This is a genomic window from Lachnospira intestinalis, assembly GCF_040095895.1.
Lineage (GTDB): Bacteria > Bacillota > Clostridia > Lachnospirales > Lachnospiraceae > Lachnospira > Lachnospira intestinalis.
The window spans coordinates 248,240-260,622 of record NZ_JBBMFS010000002.1 but is presented as its reverse complement, the minus strand read 5'-3'; the positions used below and the strand labels follow the sequence as shown (position 1 = coordinate 260,622).

9 protein-coding genes are annotated in these 12,383 nt (G+C 43.2%); 2 read left to right on the top strand and 7 right to left on the bottom strand.

Annotation, left to right across the window (positions count from 1 at the left end; translation table 11 throughout):
* Nucleotides 1–53: 53 nt before the first annotated feature.
* The 6 genes from WMO37_RS03410 to WMO37_RS03385 all read right to left on the bottom strand — a co-directional run bounded on the left by WMO37_RS03410 (nt 54) and on the right by WMO37_RS03385 (nt 6,472).
* Nucleotides 54–542: an NfeD family protein gene (locus tag WMO37_RS03410; RefSeq protein ID WP_022432298.1), complete on the bottom strand. Its 489-nt coding sequence runs from the start codon at nt 540–542 to the stop codon at nt 54–56.
* A 139-nt stretch (nt 543–681) separates the two neighbouring features.
* On the bottom strand, nt 682–1,500 hold the full coding sequence (locus WMO37_RS03405; RefSeq protein ID WP_022432299.1) for a sensor histidine kinase: 819 nt from the start codon (nt 1,498–1,500) through the stop codon (nt 682–684).
* Entirely contained in the window at nt 1,500–4,049 is a 2,550-nt protein-coding gene (locus WMO37_RS03400; protein ID WP_349154303.1) for an ABC transporter permease, read from the bottom strand. The genes WMO37_RS03405 and WMO37_RS03400 overlap by 1 nt, the downstream gene beginning before the upstream one ends.
* Nucleotides 4,049–4,729 (bottom strand): ABC transporter ATP-binding protein, encoded by a 681-nt coding sequence (locus WMO37_RS03395; protein WP_022432301.1) that lies wholly within the window; start codon nt 4,727–4,729, stop codon nt 4,049–4,051. Before WMO37_RS03395 ends, WMO37_RS03400 begins: the two co-directional genes overlap by 1 nt.
* Before the next feature lie 94 nt (nt 4,730–4,823).
* The gene (locus WMO37_RS03390) at nt 4,824–5,807 is read right to left on the bottom strand and encodes a sensor histidine kinase (RefSeq protein WP_349154302.1); all 984 of its coding nucleotides are present in this window, start codon (nt 5,805–5,807) and stop codon (nt 4,824–4,826) included.
* Nucleotides 5,804–6,472, bottom strand: coding sequence for a response regulator transcription factor (locus WMO37_RS03385; RefSeq protein WP_227089295.1), 669 nt, complete (start codon nt 6,470–6,472; stop codon nt 5,804–5,806). The genes WMO37_RS03390 and WMO37_RS03385 overlap by 4 nt, the downstream gene beginning before the upstream one ends.
* Before the next feature lie 160 nt (nt 6,473–6,632).
* Between WMO37_RS03385 and WMO37_RS03380 the strand changes: the two genes are divergently transcribed.
* Both WMO37_RS03380 and WMO37_RS03375 read left to right on the top strand, forming a co-directional pair.
* On the top strand, nt 6,633–7,862 hold the full coding sequence (locus tag WMO37_RS03380; protein WP_022432304.1) for an NAD(P)-dependent oxidoreductase: 1,230 nt from the start codon (nt 6,633–6,635) through the stop codon (nt 7,860–7,862).
* A gap of 264 nt (nt 7,863–8,126) precedes the next feature.
* A complete protein-coding gene (locus WMO37_RS03375; protein ID WP_349154301.1) occupies nt 8,127–10,340 on the top strand; it encodes an immunoglobulin domain-containing protein in 2,214 nt (737 codons plus the stop codon).
* Nucleotides 10,341–10,452: 112 nt separating this feature from the next.
* On the opposite strand, the gene WMO37_RS03370 is transcribed toward WMO37_RS03375, so the two are convergent.
* Nucleotides 10,453–12,168: a methyl-accepting chemotaxis protein gene (locus WMO37_RS03370; protein ID WP_349154300.1), complete on the bottom strand. Its 1,716-nt coding sequence runs from the start codon at nt 12,166–12,168 to the stop codon at nt 10,453–10,455.
* Between the last annotated feature and the right edge of the window lie 215 nt (nt 12,169–12,383).

Here is a 12,383-nt window from a genome sequence, read left to right as displayed (position 1 = left end):
GTATGCATATTTTCATTTATTAATACAAAATGGCTGCCCATTTGAATTAATCTCTACTCCTGTCTTGCCTTTCTGACGACAAGTGATGAATTGCTGATTTTGTAAATCTCCACCAGTGTGCCTTTTTCTAAAAACGCACCGTCGGAAATCACATCAAACTCTACATCTTCTATCCGTACTTTCCCTGCCGGATGTAAATCCGTGGTTACAACTCCTTTTTTTCCTACAAGATACTGTAAATCCGTCGAACTTATGTAACCTTCTTCTTTATTCATTCTATCATTCAGAATAATCGGTGTCTTTAACCTGCCCTTTGCAAGCAGTGTAACCAGCGTAAATATCAAAACTGCAAGCAGCAATAAAACGACTGCTACGATAATAACCGCTTCCTGCACGCTGTCTGCGATTAAAAACACACCGGCGACCAGACAACACCCTCCTAAAATTCCCGGCGCGCCAAAGCCCGGTATAAGAGTTTCAATTCCCACAAAAAGAAAGCCCGCCGCCAGCAGTACAATTCCCAAAATCATAAAACCGTCCATTGCCCTTCTCCTTTCCTTTTCGCTTCTTTTTTTCTTTCTGTTTACAGTATATACAAAAAGCACCGAAAGGAAAGACATAATCACGCAATACCGCATCTTTTATCCGCAACTGTCACTTTTTGATATGCAACTGTCATTTTTATTTTGGAAGTGTCACGTCAAATTCTGTTTTTCCCGGTACAGAAGTAACGGTAATCGTGCCACGATACTGCCCTGCAAGCTTCCGCACCATCCACAGCCCCAGTCCGTGGCCTTCTTCCTTTTTGCTTGAATACCCCTTCTTAAAAATCAGTTCCCGCTTATTTTCCGGTATAACCGGACCATTATTGTATACAATAAACAAATACTGTTTTTCATTTTCCTGAATACACAGATGTACCTTTTTCTCTCCGTCCATGCCAGACACCGCCGTAAAGGCATTGTCGATTAAATTACCGAGAATCCGGCACACTTCCCACTGTTCCATGGAAAGTGCCGCCAGATCTGACGACACTTCCACAAAAAATGTAATCTGCTGCTTCTGCGCATACTCCATTTTTGCCTGAAGCAGGGCATTGACCGCCGGTTTTTTCGTCCGCAGTGCTTTTCCGATCCGCGCAATGTCCTCATAGAGCGGATGCAGATACCGGTACGCTTCTTCATATTCTTCCAGTTCAAGCAATCCGTAAACGACCTGCATTTCATTTAAGTATTCATGCCGCTGTGCGCGCAGTTTTAAATTAAGATGTTCCAGATTTTTAAAATTTTCCTGTAAATTTACAATATAAAACTTATCCAGTAAAAATGTCGATAAAATAATACTGATATTACACACCAGTAACATTCCCATAAAAACATAAACCGCAAGCGGCAGTGTTCCATACAGCCCAAGCCCCGCCGCAATCCAGAATACAATACTGATAAAAAACTGGATATACGCCGGAACCTGAATTTTTCTGCGCAGTTTTTTCCATTCCATTAAATATTTTCCTCTTTAATACACCCGATCAGATTTAATTTCTGAAGCTTTTTCTTAGAGTATATCATAGTTACAAATACAATGAAATAGACGCTTAGTACTGAAATTAAAATTGCCTTCCACGGAATATCCAATACCAGCACCTGTACGTTGTTAATCGTTTTGGCAATCCAGACGGATATAAGCACAGACACCGGAATCCCATATAACAGGGCTTTAGAGCCGTACATCAGACACTCAAAATACAGCATTTTGCCAAACCCCTGCTCCGTCATGCCGATGGATTTTAACATGGCAAATTCCCTGCGCCGCAGCATCATATTGGTAGAAATGGTGTTGAATACATTTGCCATGGCTATCAGCGACATCAATACTAAAAATCCGTATGAGAATACTTTTACCACATAAATAATACTTCTGTAGGATTCGTATTCCATTGCCTCATCGACCAGACTATAGCGGAAATACTGACCATTATCTTTGAGAATTTTCTGCATCTGTTCATACACCGCCATATGGTCTGTCGTCTTAAAATAAGTTATCAGTCCGCCCTGCCGATACTGCATTTTTTGTGTAAGCTTTTCCGCCATGGTGCGTGAACACAGCACAATATCATTTTGGTAGCGCAGATCGGTCTGCACCGCATACGGCAGCTTATCCACCGTTCTTCCGATATTAAAATCAATATCTGCTGCCTGTTTTTCTTCCTGCTCATTTTCATCTTCCGTTTCCGGATAAAAACATGCCTTTAATGTAAATGCCTGATTTGCAAAAACCGGATAATCCTTTCGTTTTCCGCTCTTGGTATCCGTCACACGGCGGTTGGTGTAGAGCAGATAAACCGGATTTTCCGTGTTCATATACGTATCCTTTGATAATCCGTTCTGCTGTAAATATCGTTCATACAAATCGTCTGCGATGCCGTAGACAAACATCAGTGTTTTTCCGTCGTTATAGGAAACCGAAGCATTTTCACTTTTCTTCTGCTCGGTTTTATATTCTTCTGTGAGATACGCGCTGTTTTCGTCCGCTTTATACCAGAACAGCCCCGCAGACAATGTGGTTGAACTTTCTTTTACGCCCTGTACCTGTTTTAATTTTTCAATAACCGGTTCTTCTTTTTCAATGTCTTCTAACGAACCGGAGCGGTAATAAACATCGTATTCCCCAAGCTTATAATTTTCCTCGACCATAAGCACAAGGTATTTGCCAAATGCGCTTGCCGATACAAACATCACAATACTGACAAACAGTGAAAAAATCGTGGTGCGGTATCTTTTGCCGCTTCTTTTAAAGTTCTTGCGGCTGATTACGCCTTCCACGCCGAACAGCTTCCTGAATATTTTAGAACATCTGATCTTTCTGCGGCTTAACTGAATATCGCCGTTCTGGCGGATTGCCTCAATCGCAGACATTCTCGAAATCCGTATCATCGGGATAAACGTTGAAATCAGCACCGTAAATAAAGATACGACTGCCGCCGCCGCAATTGCCGCAGGTGCCGGATACAATTTCATTTCACCGAGGGATACCATGCTTGCCGCAATGCTTTTCATACTGGCACGCACACCGAAAAGGGTAATGCCGATTCCCGCAACACCCACTAATATTCCCAGCGGGATTCCTGCAATGCTGACTAAAAATGCCTCGGAAAGCACACATTTACGAAGCTGTGCTTTGGTCGCCCCCACGGAGGAGAGCAGTCCGAACTGCTTTGTCCGTTCATTTAACGAAATGACAAAGGAATTGTAAATTAAAAGCACCGAAGCTCCGACAACCAGTACAATCACAATCACCGCTATCGTCGTAATAAAAGAGTAATAGGAAGAATACACGGATATTCCGCTCAGTCTTAACAGTCCGAGATTGTAGCCGGTTTCATAGGATGCATCGCTGTACCGTTTTAAAACCGCAAACGTATTCTTCGGATTTTTCACCCGAATGTAAACATCGGCACTTTCAACATTCTTTGTATTTTCATCGTATTTTGTATACACTACATAGCCGCTTCCGCTGCCAATATTAAAACCTGCGTCCTCATACAGACCGACTACCGTATATCCCTGTGTGTCCGCAAGTGCCAGTTCAACCGTATCGCCCACCTTGCAGTCCGCAAGAATACCGCTTGTAATCAAATCACTTGCAACTACAATTTCTTTTGAATTTTCCGCCATTCTGCCTTCTGTAAGCTCCAATGGGAGGCTGATTTCATTTTCATCACTGAATGCCTTGACACTGATCTGATGTCCGTCCTGTTCTTCAATGGTACTGCCGATATTGTACATCAGACGTTCTGATAAAATGTCACTGTCCTGCCTGATTTTTTCCAGCCCTTCCTTTAAATCGACCTGCTCAATCACGCCGTACCAGTTGCCCGATTCTTTGATTTTATAATCCAGCATACTTTTATGCAGGCTGGCGATAAAGACCGTAATTGCCGTAATCAACGCCGCTGACAGCATAATGCCGATAATCGTTACCAGTGTACGCACTTTGTTTTTTACCATTTGCCGGTAAGTCATTTTTAAAAAAATATGATTCTGTCCCATTAGCGGATCACCTCATCTCTTGTGATTCTGCCGTCGGAAATCTCAATAATACGGTCCGCCTGCAGGGCGATGTTTTCATCATGCGTAATGACAACCAGTGTCTGATTGTACTTTTTATTTGACAGCTTTAACAGTTCCATAATTTCATGGCTGTTGGCAGAGTCAAGATTTCCGGTCGGTTCATCCGCTAACAGCAGTGCCGGGTCATTCATCAGTGCACGCCCGATAGAAACTCTCTGCTGCTGCCCGCCGGATAACTGGTTCGGCAGATGATTTTCCCTTCCTTTTAAATGCAACACAGTCAAAAGCTCCTCTAACCGTTCCTCATCGACCTTTCTGCCGTCCATTAACACGGGCAGTGTGATATTTTCCACGACATTCAGCACCGGAATCAGGTTGTAAAACTGATAAATCAGCCCGACCTCCCTGCGCCTGAAAATTGCAAGCTGTGTATCATTTCTTGCATAGACATCATTGCTGTCCACATAGACATGCCCACCATCCGGTCTGTCTACGCCGCCAATCAGATGCAGAAGTGTAGACTTTCCCGAGCCGGACGGTCCTACAATTGCCACAAACTGCCCGCGCTTCACACTGAAGGACACGTTATCCAATGCCTTAAAGCTGTTTTCTCCTTTTCCGTAAATCTTTGTTAAATTTTCTACTTTCAAAATATCCATTGACTGCCTCCTGTATTTTAGATTTCAGTCTAAATTGTAGGACAGTCCGGTGACTGTGCCATGACTTTTATATGACAAATCTGTCACTTTTCGTTTAAGGCAGCATTTTATAAAAACAGATTTGAAATTCCGCACCGCCGTTTTTTGCGTTAAATACCTTTATCGTTCCGTTCTGCCTGCGGACAATCTCTGCTGCCAGTGAAAGTCCGATACCCACTCCTGTATTTTCCGTTCCTTTGCCACGGTAAAACCGCTCAAACAGGTGTGGTAAATCTTCTTTTTGAATTCCTGTTCCGTTGTCACGCACGATGATTTCCGTGTAAATCGGATTTTCCTGCGCCTCCATCTGAATCTGCCCGCCGGACGGTGTGTGTTCCATGCAGTTTTTCACAATATTTTCCAGCGCTTCTTTTGTCCACTGGAAATCTCCCGTAAAGGATACATTTTCTGCAATATCGTATGTCAAAAGCACCTCTTTTAATTCAAGCTGTACCGCCATGCCCTCAAATACCGTATCTGCCAGCTTTTTTACGGACACCGGTGCATTTTGAAACTGCACGACACCCGCATCGAATTTGGAAAGCTTTAAGAGTGTCGTTATGAGTTCTTCGACATGCGAGAGTGCATTGGATAACTTGCCGCTTAAATGCAGGCGTTCTTCATATGTAAGGTTTTCTTCCATTAAAAATGACAAAATAATATTCACGCTGGTCAGCGGTGTCTTTAACTGGTGCGAAATATCCGCCATGGCATTCATCAGATACTGTTTGTCCTGTCCCAGCTGCACCGCCTGTTCGTTTAAACGGATTACCAGCTTGTGAAGCTGATTCTGCAAAATACTTAAATCACCCTCCTGATACTCCTCAAATGCCGTTGTATAATCTCCCCGCAGAACGCGGTCTATCTGCGCATAAATTTCCCGGATTTTCTTTCTGCGACTGTATTCGCCCTCCGCATGGATTCCCATATATAAAATTCCCGTGGGAAGCACTATCCACCATGCCCGGCTTATCCATGCCGCCAATATTGAAGCTGTAAACACAACACCTTCTGCAATCCATTCACCGTTTCTTTTCATAGACGATACCCCATTCCACGCACCGTCTTAATTAACTCCGGATGGGACGGGTCTTCTTCTATCTTTTCCCGCAGCCGCTTAATATAAACTGTCAGCGTGTTGTCATTAACAAATTCTCCTGCCACGTCCCAGATTTCCGAGAGCAGGCGGCCTCTTGATAAAACCACACCCTTATTGTTAAAAAATATCAGTAACAGGCGGTATTCGAGTGCTGACAGTGCCAGCTCCTCTCCGTTACGGTATACGATTCCCTTAACCGTATCCACGGTGATACTGCCCTCTTTTAACAGCTTCTGGCTCTTTCCTGTCCGTCTTAACACACTGCGGATTCTTGAAACCAGCTCCCGCGGACGGAACGGCTTATTGATATAGTCATCTGCGCCCATATCCAGTCCCGTCACGACACTGTATTCATCGCCCGATGCCGTAAGGAAAATGACCGCCGCCGTGGATTTTTCCTTTGCCGCCGCACAGACTGCATATCCATTGCCGTCTGCTAACGATATATCAATTAAGAGCAAATCATATTCCCTTGTTTCAAGTTTTTCAATCGCTTCCCGCTGCCCCGCTACCGCTTCTACGATAAAATTTTCATTTTTTAAAAAGCTGCTTAAATAATCTACAATATCCCTGTCATCTTCAACCAGCAAAATTTTTTCCTGCACGCTTTTTCCGCCTTTCGCACTTTTTACCTCGTTTATATATCTTTTATCATCATAACAGTCCACCGAAAGTTCGTCAAATAATTAACTCTGCTTTTCTTTATGATAAGAACGTGCTATGATAGTTTTGTAATGATTTTTCTCAAGGGGAGGATTTTAAACTATGGCGTTACATATTATGGACGAAGCAAACAGATGCCTTCAGTGTAAGGTTCCGCAGTGTCAGAAGGGGTGTCCGATTCACACCAACATTCCGCTGGCAATTCGCCTGTTAAAAGAAAACAAATTAAACGAAGCCGGAAAAATGCTTTTTGAAAACAATCCGCTGACAACCGTGTGCAGTCTTGTCTGCAACCATGAAAATCAGTGTGAGGGTCACTGCGTACTTGGCAGAAAAGGTGCGCCGGTTCATTTTTCCAGCATTGAAAATTATATTTCCACAACCTATGCCAACCAGATGACCAACGGTCCTGCTAAATCCAACGGCATGCGCGTTGCCATTATCGGTTCCGGTCCTGCCGGTATTACGATTGCGATTATTCTTGCACGATACGGCTATCAGGTTACTATTTTTGAAGGAAAGGACAAGATTGGCGGTGTATTACGCTACGGCATCCCGGAATTTCGTCTGCCAAAGAGCGTCTTAGACGATATTGAATACCGCCATCTTGAATTAAAGGGCATTAAAATCCGCCCGAATACGACAATCGGCGGTGCTATCGGCATTGACGATTTATTCCGTGACGGCTATAAGGCAATTTTCGTCGGTACGGGTGTATGGAAGCCGAATACCCTGCATATTAAAGGTGAAACCTTTGGCAATGTCCACTTCGGTATCAATTACTTAAACAATCCTGACAGCTACCGCTTAGGCAAGCGTGTCATCGTCATCGGTGCCGGAAATGCCGCTATGGATGTGGCAAGAACCGCTATCCGCAAGGGTGTGGAGCATTTAACCTGCTTTTCTATCACAAAAGAGGTCGCCGCCAGCCACTATGAATTCAGCTATGCCCAGTTAGAGGGTGTCCAGTTTGAATACAATAAGCGTCCGGTTGAAATTAAGGATAACGGTGTTATCTTTATTGATGTTATTGAAAATGAAGATGGTACCTTTACAGATGTTGAAGGCACTGAAAAGCTTTACGAAGCCGACAGCACGATTATTTCTATCAGTCAGGGACCACAGAACCGTATTGTCAATACCACCGAAGGCTTAAAATCCACAGCCAGGGGTCTTTTGGATGCCGATGAAACCGGTCACACTTCAAGACCGGGTATCTTTGCTTCCGGTGATGTTGTAAACGGTGCGCGTACTGTTGTTGAAGCTGTTGCCCACAGCAAGGTTGTAGCAGAATCCATGCACGAATATATGCAGAGCCTGCCAAAGGACTGATAATATATCAGGTACTATAACCGTCAATTGCTTGCTCTCTATCCGATTCACAGTCGGAAAAAGAGCAGCCGATTGACGGTTAAACGGTGTCTGGTATTCCTGCCGGACACTTTTTACTTTATGGAAATTTGTATCCCCCGTCCTATTCTTTCTATCTTTTTTCCTAGAATTCCCTTTTATCTTATCCCTTTATAACCACATACTTTTGCACTGCATTATGGTAAAATTTTATTGTATTTCTATTTTTAGGAGGAAAGGAAAATTATGAAACACAATTTTAAGAAAATTCTGTGCGTACTGCTTGCCTGTCTTATGGTGATTCCGTTCTGTACAGAATTTGCAAAGCTTCCGCAGATTTGGGCAGCTTCGTCCGACATCGTGGACATTCCCGATGTCAATATGAAAGCCGCTTTAAACAGCGCTTTAAACGTTGAAGATTCTTCTGCCGATATTACAAAGGAACAGCTTGAATCGCTCACTGCTTTAAAATTAACAAATTCTGACGACACACACATTACCGACTACACAGGTCTTGAGTACTGTGTGAATCTGAAAACCTTACGGATTACCGATTCCGAACTTACGGTACTGCCGGATATTACGGCATTAACAAAACTGCACTTTCTGGATTTAAGTGACTGCTACAACCTGACAGATATTTCTAAAATTCCGGTAACGGATACTTTAAATGATGTAGAACTCGAAAAATGCACATCTGTAAATGATATCAGCCCGTTAAAAGCAGTTCCGTCTATCACAAGACTTTGTCTGGACGGTGTTAAAATCACCGATAAAAACGCTGATTCTAATGCGGACACAATTTCAAGCCTTACGAATCTGAAATATCTGGATTTGTCATACGCTTATGTAACAGACGAGTATTCTTCAATGTTTGATTCGCTTACAAAGCTTGAAACCTTAATTCTGGCATATAACCGTTTTTCAAATGTTGATTTCCTGTTGTCACACAACGGTACTTTAAAGGAACTGACACTTTACGGCTGTCCAGTTGCCAATGACATGACCGACACACTCGGACAAATGACCAGCTTAAAAACACTGGGTATCAGCTCTACAAATATTATGGACTACCGCTTTATGTCCCGTCTGCCGCATTTAACCAACTGGCCTATCCGTATGGCAGAAGGAAGTGATTCCTTCCCGACCAGACCATACACTAAAATTGTAAAGGAATTTCTGCCATATACACAGGAAACCTGTGTAATTGACAACCCGGTTATCAATATTGACGGCACACCTGTCGCTCCGGTTGAAGCAGACGGATACACTTTTGATGCGTCATCCAATCAGATTATACTGGATACAACACTTGTGGACAGCGGTTCCCGCTTATATTATTATATTAACTATCATTTTACTATTACCACGCCTGCGGGATATGACATTGTTATGCACCCGCTTGTTACCGTTTATGTCAGCAAAACAAGTGCACCGGATCCTATTAAGCTTTTCACCCAGCCGAAATCCTTTAAGGGAATTACCGGCAGCAGTTATTCTTTAAATGTTGCTGTACAGGGAACGGGCGGTTCTAATCAATATCAGTGGTATAAAGACGGTACGGCTCTTACCGGTGAAACTTCATCTACACTGAATTTCTCTGCACTTGCCGAAAGTGATGCCGGAGATTATACCGTTGTCGTTTCTAACGGTGTAAGCAGCGTCACAAGCGACACCGCAACCGTTACGGTTATGCCTAGACTTCAGATTTCCGCACAGCCTGCTTCTCTTTCACTGACAGAGGGGGAGAGTGGAGAACTCTCTGTTACGGCTTCCGGCTACGGAACATTATCTTATCAGTGGTTTAAAAACGGTTCTGCCATAACCAATGCAACGGCTTCTTCTATCCGCTTTGATAATATTTCAGGCAATGATGCGGGAAGCTACTATGTCGTTGTATATGATGACAACAGTTCTACCATGAGCAGCGCTGCAAATATAACCGTTACTACAAAACCAACACAGCCGGTTACAAAGCCAACCGAAACCGCTACGACAGAAGCGGCTACGACTCAGCCTGTTACGAAGCCGGCTGAAAATGCTACAACGGAAGCGGCTACGACTCAGCCTGTTACGAAGCCGACTGAAAATGCTACAACGGAAGCGGCTACGACTCAGCCTGCTACGAAGCCGGCTGAAAATGCTACAACGGAAGCGGCTACGACTCAGCCTGTTACGAAGCCGACTGAAAATGCTACAACGGAAGCGGCTACGACTCAGCCTGCTACAAAACCGGCTCAACCTGCTACAACAGCGGCTGTCCAGCCTGCAACTTCTACCAAAACAACAACAGCCACAAAAACTGCCGCTGCTTCAACAGATACTGCGACACAAAACAACACACAGGAACCGGCTACCGGTGATACAACATCTGTCGCTGTCTACGGACTTCTTCTTTTTGCCGCTGTTCTTGGCTGTGTAACACTGCTGATTACAAACAAAAAGAAAATGGATAAATAAATACATACAACAGTTATAACCGTTGTATTGACACAAAAAACAAATGACATAAAAATAAGATAAAATAAAAAATATCCCGGCTTTGCAGTCTGCCTAAGCCGGGATATTTTTACTATGCATACAGTTTGAATTTTCTTACCAGTGTATCCAGTTCTTCTGCCTTGGCGGATAACTGTTCGCTGATTGCCGCACTTTCTTCTGATGAAGAAGCCGTATTCTGTACTGCCGCCGATAACTGATCGATTCCCTGATTGACCTGTTCTAAGGCAGATGCCTGATTGACGGCTGTTTCATTAATCTGATGTGCCACATCTGCAAAGGTGTTCATGCTCGCAATTACTCTGTCAAAAGACTGGGAAACGGTTTCCGTAACTGCATTGCCTTTTTCAATTTCCTGAACGGTTTTGCTGATTAATTCCTTGGTTTCTGCCGCAGAATTGGCACTGTCTGCCGCCAGCTTACCAATCTGGTCTGCAACAACCGCAAAGCCTTTTCCGGCTTCTCCGGCTCTTGCTGCTTCAATTGAAGCATTTAATGAAAGCAGATTTGTCTGTGAGGCAATATTTTCTATTGTTACAATAATATTATCGATTTCGCTGGAGATTTCATAAATGCGGCGCATTTCATCGGTCAATTCTTTCATTTTTTCCTTTTCCTGCTCTGCATCTGAAACGGTCTTTTGAATATCATCATATGCCTGCTGCGTTTCCCTGGCACTTTCCGTTGCCATATTGGCTACCGAAGTCACTGTAGCATCTAACTGCTGGATTGCACTTGCCTGATCAGTTGCGCCCTCTGCAAGTGCCTGCGAAGACTGGGATATACCGTTTGCCCCTTCTTCAACCTCATCCGCACTTGTCTGGATATTCGTCAGAGTACTGTTAAAACGCTTTAAGATATGTACAAAAGACTCTTTAATACTTGCAAAATCACCGAGGAAATCTGTAATTTCATCGCTGTCCTCTGTCAAATCTCCGGTTGCCATACGCTGTAAGATTGCTGAAATCTCATTTACATAATCGGAGAGATTTTTCGTTGTACCGCGCAGTGCATCCGCAAGTTGTCCGATTTCATCATCGGATTCATAGGTAATCCGTTCTCCGACAGACATATCTCCGCTGTACATGATTTTGGCAGCTTCTGTAATCTCCTGTACCGGTTCTACAATAGCACCGGCCATCTTGCGTGTAACATGCAGTCCAAATACCACGCCTGCGATAAGCAGTAAAATACCTGCCACGGTCATTCCGACACCAGTATATTTTGACATCGTATAATAATTAACCGCAGTCTTATCAATCGAGTTTTCCAGCTGTTCAGAAAGGCTTTTAATGTCATTTACAATCGGCAGATATGTATTATTATTTAATTCAACCGCCTCGCTGTAACGACCTGCCTTAATCTGTGTCATTAACGTGCTTCTGACCTTTTCGCCTTCATCAATCTTTGACACTATCTGATTTAACAGCGCTGTACTTTCTGTATTCATCTTCCGGTTCTGCATCTGCTGTACAGAATCTGTAATCAGACTGACATCTTCTGTGACGGTCTTTTCAAAATTCACATAGCTGTTCCCAACCTGTGATGAATCCTCAGTCAGAATTCTGTTTATCGCACGCTGTAAATCCGTAATGCCGTAGCGCACTTTGCCTACACTGTCAATATTGGCAAGCGGACCGTTAAAAATACCGCTTACATTTCCCTTTACAATATTTAACCCCACAAGTAACAGTACCGCTATCACTGCCGCTACTGCAATAATAATGCCATGGGATATAAATAATTTTTTCTTTAGTGATAAGTTTTTGTATCTTTCATTTTGTTCCATTCTCGTTCTGTCTCCTTGTTTATGTTAAATACAGATTTTACTATACTTTTTTCCTGTATTCAAGGTGTTATGGGTATTTTTTCCTAAGAAAATTGTATTTTTTGTGTATTTCTATATGATACGAAAGCGCAATCTACAAAAAGGGAGATTCTTTTGAATCTCCCTTTATAAGCTAACTCAACAATGATATCCAATGATATCCGCTGCTGAATCCG

What these genes read in the sequence shown, in the direction of transcription:
- WMO37_RS03405 (WP_022432299.1), bottom strand. Translation starts at nt 1,500, where the DNA reads ATGGAATGGAAAAAACTGCGCAGAAAAATTCAGGTTCCGGCGTATATC.
- WMO37_RS03395 (WP_022432301.1), bottom strand. Translation starts at nt 4,729, where the DNA reads ATGGATATTTTGAAAGTAGAAAATTTAACAAAGATTTACGGAAAAGGA.
- WMO37_RS03400 (WP_349154303.1), bottom strand. Translation starts at nt 4,049, where the DNA reads ATGGGACAGAATCATATTTTTTTAAAAATGACTTACCGGCAAATGGTA.
- WMO37_RS03375 (WP_349154301.1), top strand. Translation starts at nt 8,127, where the DNA reads ATGAAACACAATTTTAAGAAAATTCTGTGCGTACTGCTTGCCTGTCTT.
- WMO37_RS03370 (WP_349154300.1), bottom strand. Translation starts at nt 12,168, where the DNA reads ATGGAACAAAATGAAAGATACAAAAACTTATCACTAAAGAAAAAATTA.
- WMO37_RS03410 (WP_022432298.1), bottom strand. Translation starts at nt 542, where the DNA reads ATGGACGGTTTTATGATTTTGGGAATTGTACTGCTGGCGGCGGGCTTT.
- WMO37_RS03390 (WP_349154302.1), bottom strand. Translation starts at nt 5,807, where the DNA reads ATGAAAAGAAACGGTGAATGGATTGCAGAAGGTGTTGTGTTTACAGCT.
- WMO37_RS03380 (WP_022432304.1), top strand. Translation starts at nt 6,633, where the DNA reads ATGGCGTTACATATTATGGACGAAGCAAACAGATGCCTTCAGTGTAAG.